Annotated in this window: 21 protein-coding genes; 18 read left to right on the top strand and 3 right to left on the bottom strand. The window is 56.1% G+C overall.

Annotation, left to right across the window (positions count from 1 at the left end; translation table 11 throughout):
* Window position 1: 1 nt before the first annotated feature.
* From AO726_RS01725 to sthA, 3 genes are all read left to right on the top strand, one after another.
* Complete coding sequence (locus tag AO726_RS01725) at window positions 2-1,027, top strand: FAD:protein FMN transferase (RefSeq protein WP_241492037.1); 1,026 nt, start codon at window positions 2-4, stop codon at window positions 1,025-1,027.
* On the top strand, window positions 1,024-1,251 hold the full coding sequence (nqrM, locus tag AO726_RS01720) for a (Na+)-NQR maturation NqrM (protein ID WP_058066317.1): 228 nt from the start codon (window positions 1,024-1,026) through the stop codon (window positions 1,249-1,251). Before AO726_RS01725 ends, nqrM begins: the two co-directional genes overlap by 4 nt.
* Before the next feature lie 118 nt (window positions 1,252-1,369).
* On the top strand, window positions 1,370-2,764 hold the full coding sequence (gene sthA, locus AO726_RS01715; RefSeq protein WP_058066316.1) for a Si-specific NAD(P)(+) transhydrogenase: 1,395 nt from the start codon (window positions 1,370-1,372) through the stop codon (window positions 2,762-2,764).
* Between the two features lie 152 nt (window positions 2,765-2,916).
* Here sthA and AO726_RS01710 read toward each other — a convergent pair whose 3' ends face one another.
* The 3 genes from AO726_RS01710 to AO726_RS01700 are packed head-to-tail and all read right to left on the bottom strand — an operon-like array spanning window position 2,917 to window position 4,524.
* The gene (locus AO726_RS01710; RefSeq protein ID WP_058066315.1) at window positions 2,917-3,648 is read right to left on the bottom strand and encodes a glycerophosphodiester phosphodiesterase; all 732 of its coding nucleotides are present in this window, start codon (window positions 3,646-3,648) and stop codon (window positions 2,917-2,919) included.
* Complete coding sequence (locus tag AO726_RS01705; RefSeq protein WP_058066314.1) at window positions 3,645-3,941, bottom strand: hypothetical protein; 297 nt, start codon at window positions 3,939-3,941, stop codon at window positions 3,645-3,647. The genes AO726_RS01710 and AO726_RS01705 overlap by 4 nt, the downstream gene beginning before the upstream one ends.
* A gap of 7 nt (window positions 3,942-3,948) precedes the next feature.
* Complete coding sequence (locus AO726_RS01700) at window positions 3,949-4,524, bottom strand: PilZ domain-containing protein (protein WP_058066313.1); 576 nt, start codon at window positions 4,522-4,524, stop codon at window positions 3,949-3,951.
* A gap of 93 nt (window positions 4,525-4,617) precedes the next feature.
* Here AO726_RS01700 and AO726_RS01695 point away from each other — a divergent pair, with 93 nt between their 5' ends.
* From AO726_RS01695 to AO726_RS01625, 15 genes are all read left to right on the top strand, one after another.
* Entirely contained in the window at window positions 4,618-5,868 is a 1,251-nt protein-coding gene (locus AO726_RS01695; protein WP_058066312.1) for a lipoprotein-releasing ABC transporter permease subunit, read from the top strand.
* Window positions 5,869-5,875: 7 nt separating this feature from the next.
* A complete protein-coding gene (lolD, locus tag AO726_RS01690; RefSeq protein WP_162491571.1) occupies window positions 5,876-6,559 on the top strand; it encodes a lipoprotein-releasing ABC transporter ATP-binding protein LolD in 684 nt (227 codons plus the stop codon).
* Window positions 6,559-7,803: a lipoprotein-releasing ABC transporter permease subunit gene (locus AO726_RS01685; protein WP_058066310.1), complete on the top strand. Its 1,245-nt coding sequence runs from the start codon at window positions 6,559-6,561 to the stop codon at window positions 7,801-7,803. Before lolD ends, AO726_RS01685 begins: the two co-directional genes overlap by 1 nt.
* A gap of 644 nt (window positions 7,804-8,447) precedes the next feature.
* Window positions 8,448-10,673, top strand: coding sequence for a DNA internalization-related competence protein ComEC/Rec2 (locus AO726_RS01680; protein WP_082629026.1), 2,226 nt, complete (start codon window positions 8,448-8,450; stop codon window positions 10,671-10,673).
* Window positions 10,674-10,745: 72 nt separating this feature from the next.
* Window positions 10,746-11,378, top strand: coding sequence for a MotA/TolQ/ExbB proton channel family protein (locus AO726_RS01675; RefSeq protein ID WP_058066308.1), 633 nt, complete (start codon window positions 10,746-10,748; stop codon window positions 11,376-11,378).
* Window positions 11,375-11,803: an ExbD/TolR family protein gene (locus tag AO726_RS01670; protein ID WP_058066307.1), complete on the top strand. Its 429-nt coding sequence runs from the start codon at window positions 11,375-11,377 to the stop codon at window positions 11,801-11,803. Before AO726_RS01675 ends, AO726_RS01670 begins: the two co-directional genes overlap by 4 nt.
* A 12-nt stretch (window positions 11,804-11,815) precedes the next feature.
* Window positions 11,816-12,817 (top strand): tetraacyldisaccharide 4'-kinase, encoded by a 1,002-nt coding sequence (lpxK, locus tag AO726_RS01665; protein ID WP_058066306.1) that lies wholly within the window; start codon window positions 11,816-11,818, stop codon window positions 12,815-12,817.
* Window positions 12,818-12,873: 56 nt separating this feature from the next.
* On the top strand, window positions 12,874-13,059 hold the full coding sequence (locus AO726_RS01660) for a Trm112 family protein (RefSeq protein ID WP_058066305.1): 186 nt from the start codon (window positions 12,874-12,876) through the stop codon (window positions 13,057-13,059).
* The gene (kdsB, locus tag AO726_RS01655) at window positions 13,060-13,824 is read left to right on the top strand and encodes a 3-deoxy-manno-octulosonate cytidylyltransferase (protein ID WP_058066304.1); all 765 of its coding nucleotides are present in this window, start codon (window positions 13,060-13,062) and stop codon (window positions 13,822-13,824) included.
* Window positions 13,824-14,288, top strand: coding sequence for a low molecular weight protein-tyrosine-phosphatase (locus tag AO726_RS01650; RefSeq protein ID WP_058066303.1), 465 nt, complete (start codon window positions 13,824-13,826; stop codon window positions 14,286-14,288). Before kdsB ends, AO726_RS01650 begins: the two co-directional genes overlap by 1 nt.
* Window positions 14,285-15,304 carry a UDP-N-acetylmuramate dehydrogenase gene (gene murB / locus AO726_RS01645; protein ID WP_058066302.1) on the top strand — a complete coding sequence of 340 codons (1,020 nt, stop codon included), beginning with the start codon at window positions 14,285-14,287 and terminating at the stop codon, window positions 15,302-15,304. The genes AO726_RS01650 and murB overlap by 4 nt, the downstream gene beginning before the upstream one ends.
* 227 nt (window positions 15,305-15,531) lie before the next feature.
* The gene (locus AO726_RS01640) at window positions 15,532-15,999 is read left to right on the top strand and encodes a (2Fe-2S)-binding protein (protein WP_058067066.1); all 468 of its coding nucleotides are present in this window, start codon (window positions 15,532-15,534) and stop codon (window positions 15,997-15,999) included.
* Window positions 15,999-18,320 carry a xanthine dehydrogenase family protein molybdopterin-binding subunit gene (locus AO726_RS01635; protein ID WP_058066301.1) on the top strand — a complete coding sequence of 774 codons (2,322 nt, stop codon included), beginning with the start codon at window positions 15,999-16,001 and terminating at the stop codon, window positions 18,318-18,320. The genes AO726_RS01640 and AO726_RS01635 overlap by 1 nt, the downstream gene beginning before the upstream one ends.
* Window positions 18,320-19,315 carry an XdhC family protein gene (locus AO726_RS01630; protein ID WP_058066300.1) on the top strand — a complete coding sequence of 332 codons (996 nt, stop codon included), beginning with the start codon at window positions 18,320-18,322 and terminating at the stop codon, window positions 19,313-19,315. Before AO726_RS01635 ends, AO726_RS01630 begins: the two co-directional genes overlap by 1 nt.
* Window positions 19,312-19,908 carry a nucleotidyltransferase family protein gene (locus tag AO726_RS01625; protein WP_058066299.1) on the top strand — a complete coding sequence of 199 codons (597 nt, stop codon included), beginning with the start codon at window positions 19,312-19,314 and terminating at the stop codon, window positions 19,906-19,908. Before AO726_RS01630 ends, AO726_RS01625 begins: the two co-directional genes overlap by 4 nt.
* Window positions 19,909-19,915 lie beyond the last annotated feature (7 nt).

Genomic DNA, 19,915 nt, shown 5'->3' with positions numbered 1-19,915 from the left:
CATGAATTTTGTGTACCTTCGACCCGTTATTGTTGCCAGCTTGCTGGCAGCCTTAACGGGTTGCGGCTTTTCTGATCGTGTAGAAGAGTTTTCCGGCCCGACCATGGGTAGCACCTACACCATCAAATATGTTCGTAGCAGTGATTCTCCTAGCCTTGAGCAGCTCAAGGCGGAAACCCAGGCGATATTGGCTGAAGTGGATAAGCAGATGTCCACTTACCGTCCTGATTCGATAATCGAACAGTTTAACGATGCCCCGGCAGGTTCTTGCCAGGCGATGCCTGCACCGGTGTTTAAACTTATCGATACAGGTCGGGAGTTGAATGCGCTCAGTGATGGTGCATTTGATCTGACGCTTGAACCTTTGCTGAACCTCTGGGGCTTTGGTCCCAAAGCCCGTGCTGAAAAAGTCCCTGATTCAGAAGCATTGACAGCTGCCAAGGCTTTAACCGGCATGCAACACCTGCGTCGTCAGGGGGATGAACTCTGTAAAGACAATGATGTTCAGGTGGATTTCAACAGCATTGCTGCCGGATACACGGTTGACCTGATCATTCAGCGACTTGCTGAGTTAGGTATTAACAGCACTCTGGTTGAGGTCACGGGTGAGCTCAAGGCTATCGGCAAAAAGCCTGACGGCAATCCGTGGCGTATCGCGCTAGAGGCGCCACAGACAGACCAGCGTGTAGCGCAACGTATAATTGAACTGGATGGTTACGGAGTGTCCACTTCCGGTGACTATCGCAATTACTTTGAGGAAAACGGCAAGCGCTATTCGCATACGCTTGACCCGATAACCGGTGCGCCAATTACTCACAAGCTTGCGGCCGTGACGGTGATTGACCCTTCGACATTACGTGCAGATGGCTTGTCTACTCTGCTAATGGTATTGGGTACTGAGCGCGGCATGGCTTTTGCTGAGCTACATGATGTGGCGGCGTTTTTCGTGACCCGCTCTGACAGCGGGTTCGTCACAGAGGGCAGCAGTGCATTCGAGCGGTTGTTTGCTGAAGGAGATAAGCAATGATTGTTGTCATGGTGTTTGTGGTCATGCTGCTGGTTGTCGGCATGATGGCCATTGGGGTGATGATGGGGCGTAAGCCAATTGCAGGCTCATGTGGCGGTATCGCTAACTTGGGTATTGAAAAAGAATGCTCCATTTGCGGCGGCAACCGCGAGAAGTGTGAAGAGATCAATAACAATCCGCAAAACGATGCGGATGCCTTGGCGTATGACGCGACCAAGTCTTAGTTGTCTTGTCGGCCCGCTAGGCTCAAGGCTGTATTTGTATTAATTAAACCATCCGCAGATAGCTGGGTGGTGTCGCCGGAGTAAACAGAGTGGCTCCGGTACGATCTGAGGAGAAATCATGGCGGTTTATAACTACGACGTAGTGGTGCTGGGTTCCGGCCCTGCGGGTGAGGGTGCAGCAATGAACGCATCCAAGGCCGGGCGCAAGGTTGCTGTAGTGGATAACCGTCGTGAAGTTGGGGGTAATTGCACCCATCTGGGGACAATCCCGTCAAAGGCGCTGCGTCATTCCGTGCGCCAGATTATGCAGTTCAATACCAACCCGATGTTTCGCCAGATCGGCGAGCCGCGCTGGTTCTCGTTCCCCGATGTGCTGAAAAGTGCTGAGCGTGTGATTGCCAAGCAGGTGACTTCGCGCACTGGCTACTACGCACGTAACCGTATTGACGTGTTCTTCGGCACCGGCAGCTTTGCAGATGAAAACACTATCGAGGTAGTTTGCCCGAATGGTGCCGTCGAGAAGCTGGTGGCCAAGCAGATCATCGTAGCAACCGGCTCCCGTCCGTATCGTCCGGCTGACGTTGATTTCAGCCATCCGCGTGTCTATGACAGCGACACTATTCTGACGTTGAGCCACACCCCGCGTCGTCTGATCATTTACGGAGCTGGTGTGATCGGTTCCGAATATGCCTCGATCTTCAGTGGTCTTGGGGTATTGGTTGACCTGATCGACAACCGTGATCAGCTGCTGAGCTTCCTTGATGATGAAATTTCCGACGCCCTGAGCTATCACCTGCGCAACAACAACGTACTGGTTCGCCACAACGAAGAGTACGAGCGCATCGAAGGCTTGGAAAACGGCGTGATCTTGCACCTTAAATCCGGCAAGAAGATCAAGGCGGATGCGCTGCTGTGGTGTAACGGTCGCACTGGCAACACCGACCAACTGGGCTTGGAAAACATCGGAATCAAAGCCAACAGCCGCGGCCAGATCGAAGTCGACAAGCACTACCGTACTTCAGTTGCGAATGTGTACGCAGCGGGTGACGTTATCGGCTGGCCTAGTCTGGCCAGTGCTGCTTATGACCAGGGTCGTTCGGCTTCCGGCAATATCTGCGAAGGGGATAACTGGCGCTTTGTGGATGATGTTCCGACTGGCATCTACACCATCCCGGAAATCAGCTCCGTGGGTAAGAACGAGCGCGAACTGACCCAGGCCAAAATCCCATACGAAGTGGGTAAGGCCTTCTTCAAAGGCATGGCCCGTGCGCAGATTTCCAGCGAGCCTGTGGGTATGCTGAAGATCCTGTTCCATCGTGAAACCCTGGAAATTCTGGGCGTTCACTGCTTCGGCTATCAGGCTTCCGAGATTGTTCACATTGGCCAGGCAATCATGAATCAGCCGGGTGAACTGAACACGCTGAAGTACTTCGTCAACACCACGTTCAACTACCCGACTATGGCGGAAGCCTATCGTGTGGCGGCATTTGATGGTCTGAACCGTCTTTTTTGAGCGACTCCGGCCGGCGGCCTGAGCCGGCCGGAGGGGATCCGTTCAGGAACTCCAGTGAGTGGCGTTGGCCTAATCGGGAGAGTTTCTGATCAGGCTGTCTAAGAAAAACCGGCCAGTATGGCCGGTTTTTTGTGGGCGCGAATCAGGCCGGTTTAAGCACAGGCCGCTTTGCCTAATGTATCCACGGCCAGACCGGGGAAGTCAGTGATGATGCTGTCTACGCCGAAGTCAGCCAGGCGGCGCATCAGTGCTGGTTCGTTGACCGTCCAGACGGATACATGCAGGCCGTTTTTCTGTGCCTTGAGCAGGCGCTCCGGTGTGCACAGCGTCCAGTTCAATGCCAGCAGGTGGCAATCGTAGTTTTTGGCGACTTTCAGCGGATCCAGCCAAGCGTATTCGGCTACCAGTCCGCGCTTCAGGTGCGGGGCCAGCTCCTTGAGTGCGCTCAAGACTACACGGGAGCTGGATGTTACGGTGACTTTGTCAGTCAGCTGATACTTGGCGGCCAGTGCTGAGATTTGTTCCACCATGCGAGCTGAGCGCACCTTGGAGGCACTCTTGACTTCAAGTTGCCAGTGTTCGAAATCGCACTTCTGAAACAGCTCCTCAAGTCTGGGGATCGGGCAGGGTACAACTGCGCCTGGGCCACCTTTGCGGGCGTCATAAGTCACCAGCTCGGCTGCATCGTGCTCGACAACTTTACCTCTGCGACCGGTTGTACGCTTTAGGGTTGGGTCGTGAATGACCATCAGCTCGCCGTCGCGGGACAGATGCAGGTCCAGCTCGCAGCGACGTACGCCGTGACTCAGGCATTGCTGGAAACTGGCCAGTGTGTTTTCGGGCACCTCACCTTTGCCACCGCGATGTCCGTAGATAACTGTCACTGCTGCTCCTTAATGTTTTGGCTGGTGCTGGAATGATGACGAACGCTGTTGATGACATGATCGCGCTCGAAGTAGACGCTGAATTCACGGTAGTCCCAGCGCGTAATTGGTGGGTTGCCGACACTGGGATGTTCTTCATCGGCCAGGCCGAAACGCTCCAGTACAGTGCGTCTGGATTCGCCATATTGAGGAAGATGGGGCAGATCCCCGCCTTGTTGCCCGATCGGAATGCGCAGGGTATCGGCGATCGTTAGGCCTGGTAGAAGCAGCATCATAAACAGAAACTGTTTCATGACGATCTCACTTGGGTTGTTTTAGAGCCTCGCGGCGCTTTTGTGCCTGACGTTGTAGGATATGCCTTGCGAGCGTCTGGCGCTGGGCTTCAGTGAGTGACTCAAACTCAAGGCCCAACTCGAATTTTTCATTGGCTACGGCGCGGCAGTGGACTACTCGGGCGCGTAATAACAGTCCAAGTGCCTGAGGCATAAGGATCATTTTCAGCGCTAGGTGACTGTTTTGCTCAACTGGGGTGTTGTGCAGGAAATTGATGCCGCCTTCGGAAATGCTCACTTCCCGGGCCGGACCAATATCGCGAAGGAGACTTTGGGAGAGTGCCTGCCCCAGTAATTCAATGCGCTTGTTGGTGAGCTTGAGGTAATTGGCCAGCGTGCGGTCACGCTCACTGATGTTGCGTAACAGATGTTGGGATTCGATATCCATGAGTTGCAGATCGCTGAGCAGGTTGAACAGCGGTGAGCTGTCGTGAAGCTCATCACTGGCTACAGCTTCAGGACCTGTAAGCTGGGTGAATTCCAGTGCTATCGTATCGTCTATACGATAGTATTCGCGGCGATCAATATCTTCTTGCATCGGCATGGCGAATCCATAGCAACAGTAGTGGTCAGAGTGTACGGCCGCTTTTTCTGCCCTGCCACAAGGACGTTCCTTTTTCCCGCGAATCAGCCCGATATGTTCAGACCATTATTTGTATTTATTGGTACGCGCTACACGCGGGCCAAACGCCGAAGCCATTTTGTTTCTTTTATTTCCCTGACCTCGATGATTGGACTGGCACTGGGTGTGCTGGTGATGATTCTTGTGTTGTCGGTTATGAATGGCTTCGATCATGAGATGCGCACCCGTGTGCTCGGCATGGTGCCCCACGCGACTATCGAAAGCCCGACACCTATCAATGACTGGCGCGATCTGGCCCAGCGTGCGCAGGGGAATTCCCAGGTCGTAGCGGCCGCGCCGTTTAGCCAGATGCAAGGTCTGCTCAGTAATAACGGGCAGGTCCAGAAGGTGCTGATCAACGCAGTTGATCCGGCAGAAGAGTCGAAGGTGTCGATCATTGATGACTTCTTCCAGCAGGGCAATTTGCAAGCGCTCAAAGCCGGCGAGTTCGGCATGGTGTTGGGCGACAAGGCTGCTTCTAAGTTGGGCGTAGCAGTAGGGGACAAGATTACCTTTGTTGCCCCTGAGGTGACGGTTACTCCAGGCGGTATGTTCCCGCGACTCAAGCGTTTCACCGTGGTTGGCATCTTCCACGTCGGGGCTGGTGAAGTAGACGGACACCTTGCGCTGACCCACGTGCAGGACATCGCACGTCTGCAACGCTGGAAGCCTGATCAGGTTCAGGGTATCCGCCTGAAGTTTGCTGATCTGTTCCAAGCTCCGCGTACCGCGTGGGCGTTGTCTGAACAGTTGGGCAATGGTGATTATTACGCCCGGGACTGGACCCGCACACACGGCAATCTGTATCAGGCTATCCGCATGGAGAAGGCCATGATTGGCCTGTTGTTGCTGCTTATTGTGGCGGTGGCGGCTTTCAACATCATTTCCACGTTGGTCATGGTGGTCACCGACAAGAAGGGGGACATCGCCATTCTGCGAACGCTGGGTGCTACGCCGGGTCAGATCATGTCCATCTTTATGGTGCAGGGGACTGTGATTGGTGTATTTGGCACCTTGATTGGTGCGGTGTTGGGGATATTGGCCGCGCTGAATATCAGCAGTGTGATCGCCTGGGTTGAGAAGGTCCTCGGTATTCAGTTTCTCAATGCAGATGTCTACTTCATCGACTATTTGCCCTCCCAATTGATGCTGGCGGACGTACTGATGGTATGTGGTGCTGCGTTGCTTCTGAGTTTTCTAGCCACCCTTTATCCGGCCTGGCGTGCTGCGCGCACCCAGCCAGCGGAGGCTCTGCGTTATGAGTGATCAGGTTATGCAAGATCGAGCAGTGTTGAGTTGCCGCAATCTCGGCAAGAGTTATGACGAAGGTCCGCAGTCGGTTGTGGTCCTGCAGGACTTACAGTTGGAGTTGCATCCAGGCGAGCGTGTAGCCATCGTAGGGAGTTCCGGCTCGGGCAAAAGTACACTGCTCAACATGCTGGGCGGGTTGGATACACCAAGTACCGGTAGTGTCTGGCTGGCAGGTGAGGAGTTGTCTGCGCTGAATGAAAAACAGCGCGGGCTGCTGCGTAACCGGGCCTTGGGCTTTGTTTACCAGTTCCACCACCTGCTGCCTGAGTTCACTGCGCTGGAGAACGTGTGCATGCCGTTGCTGATAGGTAGCACGCCGATTAACGAGGCGCGTGAGCGGGCAACAGCTTTGCTGGAGCGCGTCGGGCTGGGGCATCGTTTGGCGCACAAACCGGCTGAACTGTCAGGTGGTGAGCGGCAGCGTGTTGCGATTGCACGCGCACTGGTTAACCGTCCGGGATTGGTGCTGCTGGATGAGCCGACCGGCAACCTGGATCAGCACACCGCTCAGGGGATTCAGGAGCTGATGAAGGAGCTCAGCAGTTCTTCTCAGACGGCCTTTCTGGTGGTGACTCATGATATGTCTCTGGCGCAGCAGATGGACCGCGTGCTGCGTCTGGAAGGCGGCAAGTTGGTGGTAGCCTAATGTTTCGCCCGCTGAGTCTCTTTATCGGTATTCGATACACCGGTGCCAAGCGGCGTAACCACTACATTTCTTTCATTTCGATGACATCAATGATCGGTCTGGCACTGGGTGTGCTGGCGATGATTGTGGTGTTGTCGGTGATGAACGGCTTCCAGAAGGAAATGAGCACCCGGATTCTCGGCATGGTGCCGCACGCCAGTATTTCAGCGGAAAAGCCGTTGAATGACTGGCAGAGTGTGGCGGCAGAAGCTCGGAAAAATCCGCAGGTGTTGGGTGCGGTCCCGTTTGCCGAGCTTGAAGGCTTGCTCTCTTACCGGGGCATGATGCAGCCGGTACAATTGCACGGTGTTGATCCATTGCTTGAGCCGCAGGTGTCAATCATTGGCCAGCACATGATTCAGGGCCGCCTTGAGGACCTGCGTGAAGGTGAGTTCGGGGTGGTGATCGGTGAAATTACAGCGCGCCGCTTCCAGTTGCGCATTGGTGACAAACTGGCGCTCATCGTACCGGAACTGAGTAGTGTGCCCGGCGGCATCAGCCCTCGCATGCAGCGCCTGAACGTGGTGGGCATTTTCAAGGTTGGGGCTGAACTGGACAGCTCTCTGGCACTGATTAATGTGGCTGATGCCGCGCAGATTCAGCGTTTTGAACCCGGCCAAGTGCAGAGCGTTCGTCTCAAGCTGGTTGATTTGTATCAGGCACCACAAGTGGCCGCGAGTATCTCTGCGAGCTTGGGGCAGGGTTACAAGCCAAGTGACTGGACACAAACTCAGGGCAGTCTGTTCAGCGCGATGAAGATGGAAAAAACCATGATCGGCCTGCTTCTTCTGCTGATCGTGGCAGTGGCGGCATTTAACATCATTGCCACTCTGATCATGGTGGTGTCGGATAAGGGCGCGGATATCGCAATCCTGCGGACGCTGGGTGCTACGCCGCAGCAGATTATGGGCATCTTTATGGTGCAGGGCACGGTGATTGGCCTGATCGGTACACTGATTGGTGCGGTGCTGGGTGTGCTGGCTGCGCTGAATGTCAGTCAGTTGGTAGGCTGGATTGAGCGCGTGACGGGGCAGCATGTGATGAGCTCGGATGTCTATTTCGTCAGCAATCTGCCTTCGGATTTGCAGGTGTTTGATGTGGTGCTGATCTGCACGGCAGCATTTAGCCTGAGCTTTCTGGCGACTATCTATCCATCTTGGCGTGCATCACGCATTCAGCCTGCAGAGGCGCTGCGCTACGAATAGGTAGTGGCAGATGACGCAGCGAAAGAACGACTCCTTTGTGAGTCGTTTTTTTTTGCATTTATGATCTTGACCCTCACGTCGCGTGAGGCCTCAGAGTTCGTTCACTGGCAGAACATAGGGAGTCGGAATGTTGATTCAGGTGGGTGAGCTGGCCAAGCGGGCCGGTATATCGGTTCGTACCCTGCACCATTAGAAGGAAACAGGGCTTCTGCTCCCCTCTGCCAGAAGCGCGGCAGGTTACCGGCTGTACAACCTGGCCGATGTTCAGCGCCTGCATCAGGCCGTAGCTGCCAGGCTTGATACCTTTTCGGGAGAGGCTTCTGAGTTGGCCGGGGAGTGGTTGGCACTGTTCCATTCCTATGCAGGAACCAATCCGGAGACACATCAGAAGTTTCGTCAGGCAATGGTGGATGAACCGCACTTGTCGAAAGGCACCTGGATGACGCCGGAGTGCGTGCAGTGGTTGCGTGAGGCTGTTGCGGCGCTGACGCAGAAGTAGGTGCTCCGATCCATATACGCACGCTGTTGATTCGTCTTTGAGAATGCTCGGGCAGCCGAACCGGGTGAGTCGATGTATGTTTCGGCGGATGAAGTGACAGCCTGTGCTGTTGCATGGGCTTCATCAGGGACTCAGGGAGTGGGTCATGCGGATAGGGATGTTCGCTCTGCTCGCAGGTCTATTGCTACTGCGCTGGTTGCCAGCACTGCCATCATCAGGTTGTGTTGGTCTGATGCTTGTCGCGGGCATTGTCCTGCTGCCTTTTCGAGGTTATCCGCTGGGATTGTTCTTGCTGGGGTTGAGCTGGGCCTGCTGGAGTGCTCAGCTGGCGCTGGATGATCGTCTGCCGTCTGAACTGAATGGCCGCACTTTATGGCTGCAAGGTACGGTTGTGGGCCTGCCGGATAACAGTCAGCAGGTTGTGCGCTTCGAACTGGAAGATGCAACCTCACGCCGCACCCGGCTGCCGGGCAAGATGCGTCTGTCCTGGTACGGTGGGCCGCAGGTGCGCGGCGGCGATGTCTGGCGGCTGGCGGTCCATCTGAAGCGGCCACGAGGCCTAGTTAATCCGCAATCGTTTGATTACGAAGCCTGGCTACTTAGCCAGCGCATCGGCGCGACAGGCAGCGTGAAGAGCGGACAGCTGATTACCCAAGGAGCAGGGCCCGGAGCCGTTCGCGAAGGATTGCGTCAACAGTTGTTGGCGTCTGGTGCAGCAGGGCAGGCCGGAGCGCTCAGTGCGCTGGTGCTGGGTGACGGCTCAGGGCTGAGCAGTGCTGACTGGTCGATGTTTCAGCAAACTGGCACCGTGCATTTAATGGTGATCTCAGGTCAGCACGTTGGTCTGATGGCGGCGTTGCTCTACGGCCTGATTGCAGGGTTGGCGAGGCTGGGGGGGTGGCCGCAGCGCTGGCCGTGGTTGCCTGTGGCGTGTCTGGTAAGTGCTTTCGGGGCGTTGGGCTATGGCTTGCTGGCGGGTTTTGAAGTGCCGGTACAGCGTGCCTGTGTCGGTGTGGCGCTGGTGCTGCTATGGCGTTGGCGCTATCGGCATCTTGGCGTTATCAGGCCATTTGGCTTCAGTCTGCTGGCAGTTCTGCTGTGGGAGCCGTTGGTGTGCTTGCAGCCTGGCTTTTGGTTGTCATTTGGAGCCGTGCTGCTATTGATGCTGCTGTTCTCCGGACGCTTGGGGGCCTGGCGCTGGTGGGTGAGTTTGTGGCGCGTGCAGTGGACCATGGCGCTGGGTCTGTTGCCGATGCTGGTGGCTTTAGGCTTGCCGGTCAGCCTTAGTAGCCCGCTGGCCAATCTGATCGCCGGTCCGGTGGTCGGTTTTGTGGTGGTACCTTTGGGTTTGATCGGGCTGTTCTTACTGCCTTTGGCAGGGGTAGGAGAGGCTGTTCTGTGGCTAGCTGGCAATGTTCTCAGCCTGCTGTTTCTCGTGCTGGCTCAGATCGCACAGTGGATGCCTGCCTGGCAAGCGCCTGTGTTGCCTCTATGGACGTGGTGCTGTGTCGGCCTGGGAACGCTGGTGCTGCTGTTGCCCGCAGCGCTGCCACTTCGCGCGCTGGGGTTGATCCTGCTTCTGCCGCTGTATTTTTGTGCGCCGGAGCGCCCGGCGCATGGTCTGGCAGATGTGGCGCTGCTGGATGTTGGGCAAGGGCTTGCGGTACTGGTTAGAACCCAGAACCATGATCTGCTTTATGACGCGGGGCCGAGATTTGGGGACTTCGATACTGGTGAACGAATCGTTGTGCCCTCGTTGCGGGCGCTGGATGTGCGCAAACTGGATCTGATGCTCATCAGCCATGCTGACTCAGACCACAGTGGCGGGGCGTCAGCTGTTGTGCGCAGTCTTTATGTCAGGCGTGCTGTGAGTGGTGAACCGGAGAAACTGACCATTGCTATACCCGTTGATGCCTGCGCCTCCGGTGAACAGTGGGATTGGGATGGTGTGAGTTTCCGGCTGTGGCGCTGGCATGCTGCGCGCACGGGAAATCAGGCCTCCTGTGTGCTGGTAATTGAGGCTAACGGCGAGCGCCTGTGGCTGACTGGCGACATCGATCACGTCGCCGAGCAGGCATTAGCTGCTGAAGATTGGGCGGAAAAAGTGCACTGGTTGCTTGCGCCGCATCATGGCAGCCAAAGTTCTTCATCGTTAACGTTGCTGAGCCGCCTTAGGCCTGACTCCGCGTTGATTTCACGGGGCGCATTCAATGCGTTTGGTCATCCGCATGCATCAGTTGTGCAGCGTTATTCGGCTGTGGGGGCTGATCTCTATGACACGGCTGAGTCGGGAACTCTCAGAATTGAGCTGGGCCGATACCGTCCGGCGACAGGTGCCAGAGATGAGTTGCGTTTTTGGCGTGAAAAATGAGCAAAGAGCCGGTCCGCGTGACGGCGGGCCTATGCTAGAGTTGCGAGAATTTTGTGAAGGGGATCTGCCACCGTGTGGGAACTGGTCAAAGCTGGCGGCTGGATTATGCTGCCGATCATTCTGTGTTCTATCGCTGCTGCAGGCATTATCGCTGAACGACTCTGGACACTGCGGCCCAGCCGCATTTCACCACCACACCTGTTAGGTCAGGTCTGGAAGTGGATCAAGGAAAAGAAGCTGAACAACCAGAAGCTCAAAGAGTTACGTGCAGATTCCCCGCTTGGGCAGATTCTGGCCGCAGGTCTGGCCAATTCCAAACATGGTCGCGAGATCATGAAGGAGTGCATCGAGGAGGCGGCAGCCCGTGTTATTCACGAGCTTGAACGCTATCTAAATGCGCTGGGCACGATCGCTGGTATCGCGCCGCTGCTGGGCCTTTTGGGTACGGTCCTGGGCATGATCGACATTTTTAGTTCTTTTATGGGCTCAGGCATGACCAATGCAGCCTCGCTGGCTGGCGGCATTGCCAAGGCACTGATTACTACGGCAGCCGGTCTGATGGTGGCTATTCCCGCCTTGTTCTTCCACCGTTATCTGCAGCGCCGTGTCGATGAGCTGGTGGTCGGCATGGAGCAGGAAGCCATTCGCCTGGTTGAAGTAGTCCAAGGCGATCGTGACGTGGACCTCGGTGAGGATAAAGCGTGAAATTCCGGCGCAAACCCCGGGAAAATGTTGAGATCAACCTGGCATCGTTGATCGATGTGGTGTTCATCCTGCTGTTGTTTTTTGTCGTCACCACTACGTTTACCCGTGAAACCCAGTTGAAGGTTGACTTGCCTGAGGCGGCAAGTGGGACTCCGCCTGAGCAGACTGAACTGAAGCAGGTGGAGATCCTGATTGCGGCTGATGGCAGCTTTTCGGTGAACGGGCAGCAATTGATGGAAAGCAATCTGGATAACCTGATGGCCGCGCTGCAGAAAGAATCCAGCGGTGATAACAGCTTGCCACTGATTATCAGTGCGGATGCGCAGACCCATCATCAGGCTGTCGTAACCGCTATGGATGCGGCCGGTAAGCTGGGTTTCTCCCATCTGCGACTGACTACGGTCGAGGCGCAGGCTAAACCTTGAAGCTGATTGCCAATGAGTCTCGCTGATCGCCTGAACAGGGCCTGGTATGGCGGTCATCCTGCCCTGATGTTATTGCGCCCACTGGAATGGCTCTATCGCACTGTGGTGCGGCGCAAACGTGAGCGTTTCCTGAATGGGCAGAGTGAAAGCTATCGTGCGCCTGTGCCGGTCATCGTTGTCGGTAATATCACGGTGGGAGGCACGGGTAAAACCCCGATGATTCTCTGGCTGGTCGAGCGCTGCCGCCAGTTGGGGCTGCGCGTGGGTGTTGTCAGTCGGGGGTACGGTGCCAAACCTCCACAGTTTCCCTGGCGAGTTGAAGCCGATCAGCCGGCCAGTGTGGCTGGCGATGAGCCGCTGCTGATTGTGCAGCGCTGCGGCGTGCCGTTGATGATTGATCCCAATCGGAGCAGGGCAGTGCAGGCCTTATTGGCTCAGCAGCCGTTGGATCTGATCCTCAGTGATGACGGCTTGCAGCATTACCGTCTGGCCCGTGATCTGGAGCTGGTGTTGATTGATGCCGCGCGCGGTCTTGGTAATCGCCGCTGTCTGCCCGCAGGGCCGCTGCGGGAGCCTGCCGAGCGCCTGCAGCGTGTGGATGCTTTGCTTTACAACGGTACTTACGATGCGCCTGCTGATGGCTATGGTTTTGTTTTACAGCCTCAGGCGTTAATCAATCTGAAAAGCTCGCAGCGCTATCCGCTTAGCCATTTTCCGCCGGGGCAGGCGGTGCATGCGGTGGCGGGTATTGGCAATCCACAGCGTTTCTTCAACACTATTGAGGGACTACACTGGACGCCGGTCACCCATGCATTTGCCGACCATGCGCCCTACAGCCCTGAAGTATTGAATTTCACTCCGCAACTGCCGGTGTTGATGACTGAAAAAGATGCCGTCAAATGCCGTGGCTTTGCCCAGGATGACTGGTGGTACTTGGCAGTAGATGCCCAGCCATCGCCGGAGTTTGCCAACTGGTTTGACCAGCACGTACAACGCCTGGTGTCATCAAGCTGACACTGGATGATCTGATAACCCTGACCTGCGCCAGCTGCGTTAAACAAGGAAATGCAATGGACCCGAAACTTCTCGATATCCTCGCTTGCCCGATCTGCAAAGGTCCCCTGCATCTGTCGGCTGACAAGAGCGAGCTGATCTGCAAGGCCGACGCGTTGGCCTATCCCGTGCGTGATGGCATCCCTGTCATGCTGGAAGGCGAAGCTCGCACTCTCACTGTTGATGAGCGTCTGGATAAGTAAATGAGCACTGCTTTTACTGTTGTTATTCCGGCCCGTTATGCTTCCAGCCGATTGCCGGGCAAACCCCTGCAGGATATTGCCGGTAAGCCGATGATCCAGCACGTCTGGGAGCAGGCCAGCCGTAGTGCCGCGCAACAAGTGGTGGTTGCCACCGACGATCAGCGCATTGTTGAAGCCTGCCAGGCCTTTGGTGCGCAAGTCGTGATGACTCGTGCTGATCACAACTCTGGCACTGATCGTCTGGCCGAAGTGGCCACGGTTTTGGGGTTGGCTCCTGATGCGATAGTGGTCAATGTGCAGGGCGACGAGCCGCTGATTCCACCGTCGATCATCGATCAGGTTGCGGCCAATCTGGCGAATAACCCTCAGGCCGCCATCGCCACGTTAGCGGAGCCAATCGAAGAAGTTCAGGCCTTGTTCAACCCCAATGTGGTCAAGGTGGTGTCGGATAAAACTGGCCTGGCGCTGACTTTCAGTCGTGCACCATTGCCGTGGGCGCGGGATGCCTTTGCCAGCGATAAAGAGCAGCTACCGGCTGATGTGCCGTATCGCCGCCACATCGGTATTTATTCCTACCGTGCGCAATTTCTGCATGATTTCGTCAGCTGGGGCCCGTGCTGGCTGGAAAACGCCGAATGCCTGGAACAGCTCCGTGCGTTGTGGCATGGCGTGCGTATTCATGTGGCTGACGCACTTGAAGCGCCTCCGGCAGGGGTTGATACGCCTGAGGACTTGGCGCGGGTCCGCCAGTTGTTGGGGGCGTGATGCGCGTTCTGTTTGTATGTTTGGGCAATATCTGCCGCTCACCTACGGCTGAGGCGGTGTTGCGCCATAAGCTGAACGAAGCGGGTTTGGCCGATCGCGTTGAGGTGGATTCGGCCGGTACCAGTGACTGGCATGTCGGTAAGCAGGCGGATAGCCGTACGCGTCGGGCCGCCCAGCGTCGCGGCTATGACATGTCGGCATTACGCGGGCGCCAGGCGGTGCCGGAAGACTTTCAGCGCTTTGATCTGATTCTGGCGATGGACAAAAGCAACCTGGCTAATCTGCAACAGATTCAACCAGCCTCGGCCAAGGCTGAGCTTGATTTGTTTCTGCGTCGTTATCAGTTGTCCCTCAGTGAGGTGCCTGACCCGTATTACGGCGGTGAAGATGGCTTCGAGCAGGTGCTGGACCTGATTGAGCAGGCCTGTGATGCGCTGTTGGCTGAAATAAAGGGACGTTTATGACACTGCAGGTGCAGTCACAGATTTCGCTTAGGCCCTATAACAGCTTTGGTGTAGATGTGCGGGCGCGTTTTTTTGCCGATGCCCACAATGAATCAGATGTGCGTGAAGCGCTTGCCTATGCAGCTGTCGAACAAGTTCCCCTGTGGGTGATTGGCGGCGGCAGTAACTTGTTGCTGACCCGTGATGTTGATGCGTTGGTCGTGCGCATGAGCAGCCGTGGCCTGCGAGTGCTGAGCGATGATGGTGAGAGCGTTGTCGTAGAGGCTGAGGCAGGTGAGGTTTGGCATCCTTTTGTCTTGTGGACGCTTGAGCAAGGTTTGTCTGGTCTCGAGAACCTCAGTTTGATTCCGGGCACCGTTGGTGCAGCGCCAATGCAGAATATCGGTGCTTATGGTGTTGAGATTAAAGATGTATTTGCTGGCTTAACGGCGCTGAACCGCGAAAGCGGTGAACTGAAAGACTTCTCTCTGGATGAATGCGCGTTTGCCTACCGCGATAGTCTGTTTAAACAGCAGGCCGGGCGTTGGGTGATATTACGAGTGCGTTTCAAGCTGCATCGCTCGGTATCTCTGGCTTTGCACTATGGCCCCTTGCAGCAGCGTTTGCAGGAGCAGGGCGTGAGTGAGCCAACCGCACTGGATGTCAGTCGCGCCGTATGCAGTATTCGCAGTGAGAAACTGCCAGACCCGGCGGTATTGGGTAATGCCGGTAGTTTCTTCAAAAATCCTTTGGTCAGCGCTGAGTTAGCTGCTGAGCTCAAACAGGCGTATCCGGGACTGGTTGCCTATCCGCAGGCTGATGGGCAGGTCAAGCTGGCCGCCGGCTGGTTGATTGAGCAGGCTGGCTGGAAAGGTTTCAGAGATGGCGATGCCGGTGTTCATAAGTTACAGGCGCTGGTATTGGTCAACTATGGCAGCGCTTCCGGTGCCCAGTTGCTGGCATTGGCGCAGCGTATCCAGGCCGATATCGCCAAACATTTCCGCGTTCAGCTGGAAATAGAGCCTAATCTGTACTGAGTCTTAACTCGATCAGCGTGCGCAGCAGACCGCGCTATTTGTCTGGCTTAGGCTGGCCAAGTTGCGCTGTGTGTGGCGTACTGCAGACCTGTCTGTTTTTTATTGCACCACAGACCTTACAAATGGCCGATAAATACAAGAGCCGATTGCCTCAGCCGACTTATTTTCCTTTGGTGTTTGGAACCCAGTCGGTTTGAACCCATAACCTGATGATGGCGAGCGAGCACATGATTACCCTGAAACTAAATGGTCAAGAACAACAACTGGACGTGACAGAGGACATGCCTTTGTTGTGGGCTATCCGTGATGTTGCGGGCTATACAGGAACCAAGTTTGGATGCGGTATGGGCTTGTGTGGTGCCTGCACTGTACACCTTGATGGTGTAGCCATTCGCAGTTGCGTGACACCTATCGGCACCGTGGCTGGTAAGGACGTCAGCACAATCGATAAGCTGGATCAGGATCCGGTTGGTAAGTTGGTGCAAGCAGCTTGGCTGGACACCGGTGTTGCCCAATGTGGTTACTGCCAAGGCGGTCAGGTCATGTCTGCAACTGCTTTGCTTAAGAGCAACCCGAACCCAACAGATCAGCAGATTGAAGAGGCCATGATCGGCAACATCTGCCGCTGTGGTACGTACAACCGTATTAAAACCGCCATCCGTCAGGCAGCCACTCAGCTGAAGGAGGCGCAATAATGAATCACTCACCGATCGCCTATACCCTCAATAACCTCAGCCGCCGTAGCTTTCTCAAAGGTCTGGGCGCCACTGGCGCTTTAGTGCTGATGGCAAGTTGGAATTGGCCGTCAGCACTGGCCGCCGAAGAGCAAAAGTACGGCGGTGATGGCATGCCGAATGGTGTGGTAGATGACCCTAAGGTCTATATCAGCATCGCCACAGACGGCAGTGTGACGGTTATCTGTAACCGCTCAGAAATGGGGCAGGGTATTCGTACCAGCCTGGCGATGGTCGTGGCTGATGAGCTGGAGGCTGACTGGGAACAGATCAAAGTACAGCAGGCCTACGGTGACGAGGTGCGTTTTGGTAACCAGAATACGGACGGCTCGCGAAGCATGCGTCATTGGTATGAGCCGATGCGCCGTTGCGGGGCTGCAGCTCGCACCATGCTGGAGGAGGCTGCCGCCAAGCACTGGCAGGTCCCGGTTTCTGAGTGCCGAGCGCAGTTGCATCAAGTGTTGCATCAGCCTTCCGGGCGTACCTTAGGGTATGGCGAGTTGGCAGAGGCGGCCGCTGATTTGCCCGTGCCGCCACGGGATCGCTTGCGCTTGAAACCGGCCAGCGAGTTTCGCTACATCGGTAAAGACTCTACGCGCTCCATTGACGGTGAAGATATCGTCACGGGCAAGGCCGTTTATGGTGCAGACGTCCGCCTTGATGGAATGCTCTATGCCACTATCGCGCGTCCCGCTGTTTATGGGGGCAAACTGGTGTCGGTGGATGACAGTGCGGCGCATAAAGTGCCGGGAGTGGTGAAGGTCATCAAGATCGATGGAGCACCGCTGCCATCCGAGTTTCAACCACTGGGCGGCGTTGCTGTTCTGGCCAAACATACCTGGGGCGCGATCAAAGGACGTGAAGCCCTGAAGTTGCAATGGGATAACGGCCCCAATGCAAGTTACAACTCGCCTGAATACCGTCAGCAGCTTGAGGCTGTCGTGCAAAAGGCTGGCAAAGTTGTGCGTAACAACGGCGATGTTGACAAAGCACTCAGTAAAGCTGCCAGCACCCATGAGGCGACCTACTACCTGCCGCACCTGACGCAGGCACCGATGGAACCAATGGTGGCTCTGGCTGTGTACAAAGCTGGCGCGTGCGAGGTCTGGGCGCCGGTTCAGGCTCCGCAGGTCACCCGTGAACGTGTCGCAGAGCGGTTGGGAATCCCTCTGGATAAAGTGAAGATAAATGTCACCCTGCTGGGGGGCGGTTTCGGGCGCAAGTCCAAACCTGACTACATTGTTGAGGCCGCCATTTTGGCCAAGGCTGTTGAAGGAACCCCGGTACGGGTTCAATGGACACGTGAGGATGACCTTCAGCATTCCTACTTCCATACCGTGGCTGCAGAGTACATTAAGGCAGGGCTTGATCAAGACGGTCGCCCGACCGCGTGGCTACAACGAGTGGCCTCGCCGACCATTGCCGCGTTGTTTGCGCCAGGCGCGAAGCACACCGCGCCGTTTGAGCTGGGTATGGGCATTACCAATATGGCTTATGCCATCCCCAATTTGCGTATGGAAAACCCCGAAGCAGAAGCTCATACCCGTGTGGGTTGGTATCGATCGGTGCTGAACATTCCCCATGCCTTTGCTATTCAGAGCTTTATCGATGAGTTGGCGCATAAGGCAGGGCAAGACCCACTGGCTTATCACCTCAAACTGTTGGGGCCAGATCGTAAGATTGATCCGGCAAGCCTGGACGGAGCAGGGTGGAACTATGGTGAGTCGCCAATTTTGTACCCCATTGATACCGGGCGTATGCGGGCAGTACTGGAAAAAGCGGCTAAAGCAGCTGGTTGGGGGCGCACATTGCCTGCAGGCCGGGGCTTGGGGCTGGCGCTGCACTATAGCTTTGTCAGCTATGTGGCAGTGGTACTGGAGGTCGAGGTTGAGGACAGCGGTAACCTGATTGTCCATAAAGCCGACATTGCAGTGGACTGTGGCCGACAGATCAACCCGGACCGAGTGCGCTCACAAATGGAGGGGGCCTGCGTAATGGGCTTGGGTAATGCGGCGGTTAGCCAGATTACCTTTAAGGACGGCAAGGTCCAGCAGGACAACTTCCATATGTACGAGATCGCCCGTATAGGGTTGGCGCCTAAGCAAGTGGCTGTGCACTTTGTTACGCCTGCTGAAGAGGTGCCTTTGGGCGGTGTTGGTGAGCCAGGTGTGCCGCCGATCGCTCCGGCGCTGTGCAACGCTATCTTTGCTGCTACAGGCCAGCGCATCCGCAGCTTGCCGGTTGGTATACAGCTGCAAGGTTGGCGTCAGGCTAAAAGTTGATGGACAGCGTTGATCTGAATGTCCTGCGCAGCGTGCTGGAGTGGCGTCGCGCAGGCCAGCGCGTTGTGCTCTATAGCGTTGTACAAACGTGGGGGAGTGCTCCCAGACAGCCCGGCGCCATGCTGGCGCTGCGCGGGGATGGTGTGGTCATTGGCTCGGTATCCGGTGGTTGTATTGAAGATGACCTCATCGCTCGGTTGCATGACGGGCGGCTGCCGGAAAATGCTCCGCCCGTGCAATGGGTTACCTATGGCGTGACTAAAGAGGAAGCCGCTCGTTTTGGTTTGCCCTGCGGCGGTACGTTGCGCCTTATTGAAGAGCAAATCCATGATGTAGGCTGGGTAGAAGAGTTGTTGGCCCGTTGTGACGCTCACGAGATAGTGGCCCGTGAGCTGGATTTGGAGAGTGGGCAGGTCACCTTGACGTCGGCGGACAAAACCGACTCGCTGGCGTTTGATGAGCAGCGCCTACGTGCGGTCTATGGTCCGCGCTGGCGCCTGCTGCTGATCGGTGCCGGGCAACTCTCCCGCTACGTGGCAGAGATGGCCCGCATGCTCGACTTTGAAATACTGGTTTGCGATCCACGCCAAGAGTTCATCTATGGCTGGGATGAGCAGCATGGCCGCTTTGTGCCCGGTATGCCGGATGATGCCGTACTGAGCATTCAGCCTGACGAGCGCACCGCTATTCTTGCGCTGACCCATGATCCGCGTTTGGATGATATGGCGTTGCTGACAGCGCTTGAGTCCAGGGCCTTCTATATCGGGGCGTTGGGATCTCGTAAAAATAGTCAGAAACGCCGTGAAAACCTTGCGCTGCTGGGGGTGAGTGATGAAGCCATTGCCCGTTTGCATGGGCCGATTGGGTTGTATATCGGCAGTCACACGCCAGCAGAAATCGCGTTGTCGGTGATGGCGGAAATTGTCGCCATCAAAAATCAGGTACAGCTGCTGCACAAGAACACGCAGCGAGCGCTTGAACAGATCAGCGAATGATTCAGCCGCCTTGTGTCGTGATCTTGGCCGCCGGGCAAGGTAGTCGTTATCGCCAAGTAGCCGGGGAGGGGCAGAATAAGTTACTGGCAGACTGTCATGGGCTGGATGGCGTTGTACGTCCGGTGCTGGAACAAGTACTGATTAACTTGCCAGCCTGCCTGCCGCGTCGGGTGGTGGTTACTCTGCCTGAATATGTTGAAGTCATGGCGTTGGTAGAGCGGTATGGCTGTCAGGTGTTGCCATTAGTCTCGGCCGGGATGGGGCAGAGCATTGCGACTGCCGTCAGGGCCACGGCTGATGCTTCGGGTTGGCTGATTATGCTGGGCGACATGCCGTTTATTCAGACTCAGACCATTGAGCAGGTTGCTGCTGCACTGTCGACAGCATCGGCCGCTGTGGCGCAGATGCATGGGCGTATGGGACATCCTGTGGGCTTTGGCTCAGTGCACACCCAGGCTCTGATTGGCCTAAGTGGAGACCGTGGTGCACGCGCGTTACTGCTTGGGGCAGATGTGCAAGTCGTCAGTGTTAATGACCCTGGTATTTTCTGGGATATAGATGAGCCGCACACTCTGGGTTATGCGCCTGAGTAACAGCTAA

Origin of the sequence: Pseudomonas sp. TTU2014-080ASC (assembly GCF_001446935.1) — a bacterium.
Taxonomy (GTDB): Bacteria; Pseudomonadota; Gammaproteobacteria; order Pseudomonadales; family Pseudomonadaceae; genus Aquipseudomonas.
Note: the sequence above shows the minus strand (reverse complement) of the source record. Positions and strands in the feature narration are given on the sequence as shown.

Excerpts from the sequence above, each read along its gene's own strand:
- AO726_RS01725 (WP_241492037.1), top strand. The coding sequence starts at position 2 with ATGAATTTTGTGTACCTTCGACCCGTTATTGTTGCCAGCTTGCTGGCA.
- nqrM (WP_058066317.1), top strand. The coding sequence starts at position 1,024 with ATGATTGTTGTCATGGTGTTTGTGGTCATGCTGCTGGTTGTCGGCATG.
- sthA (WP_058066316.1), top strand. The coding sequence starts at position 1,370 with ATGGCGGTTTATAACTACGACGTAGTGGTGCTGGGTTCCGGCCCTGCG.
- AO726_RS01705 (WP_058066314.1), bottom strand. The coding sequence starts at position 3,941 with ATGAAACAGTTTCTGTTTATGATGCTGCTTCTACCAGGCCTAACGATC.
- AO726_RS01700 (WP_058066313.1), bottom strand. The coding sequence starts at position 4,524 with ATGCCGATGCAAGAAGATATTGATCGCCGCGAATACTATCGTATAGAC.
- AO726_RS01695 (WP_058066312.1), top strand. The coding sequence starts at position 4,618 with ATGTTCAGACCATTATTTGTATTTATTGGTACGCGCTACACGCGGGCC.
- lolD (WP_162491571.1), top strand. The coding sequence starts at position 5,876 with ATGCAAGATCGAGCAGTGTTGAGTTGCCGCAATCTCGGCAAGAGTTAT.
- AO726_RS01685 (WP_058066310.1), top strand. The coding sequence starts at position 6,559 with ATGTTTCGCCCGCTGAGTCTCTTTATCGGTATTCGATACACCGGTGCC.
- AO726_RS01680 (WP_082629026.1), top strand. The coding sequence starts at position 8,448 with ATGCGGATAGGGATGTTCGCTCTGCTCGCAGGTCTATTGCTACTGCGC.
- lpxK (WP_058066306.1), top strand. The coding sequence starts at position 11,816 with ATGAGTCTCGCTGATCGCCTGAACAGGGCCTGGTATGGCGGTCATCCT.
- AO726_RS01660 (WP_058066305.1), top strand. The coding sequence starts at position 12,874 with ATGGACCCGAAACTTCTCGATATCCTCGCTTGCCCGATCTGCAAAGGT.
- kdsB (WP_058066304.1), top strand. The coding sequence starts at position 13,060 with ATGAGCACTGCTTTTACTGTTGTTATTCCGGCCCGTTATGCTTCCAGC.
- AO726_RS01650 (WP_058066303.1), top strand. The coding sequence starts at position 13,824 with ATGCGCGTTCTGTTTGTATGTTTGGGCAATATCTGCCGCTCACCTACG.
- murB (WP_058066302.1), top strand. The coding sequence starts at position 14,285 with ATGACACTGCAGGTGCAGTCACAGATTTCGCTTAGGCCCTATAACAGC.
- AO726_RS01640 (WP_058067066.1), top strand. The coding sequence starts at position 15,532 with ATGATTACCCTGAAACTAAATGGTCAAGAACAACAACTGGACGTGACA.
- AO726_RS01635 (WP_058066301.1), top strand. The coding sequence starts at position 15,999 with ATGAATCACTCACCGATCGCCTATACCCTCAATAACCTCAGCCGCCGT.
- AO726_RS01630 (WP_058066300.1), top strand. The coding sequence starts at position 18,320 with ATGGACAGCGTTGATCTGAATGTCCTGCGCAGCGTGCTGGAGTGGCGT.
- AO726_RS01625 (WP_058066299.1), top strand. The coding sequence starts at position 19,312 with ATGATTCAGCCGCCTTGTGTCGTGATCTTGGCCGCCGGGCAAGGTAGT.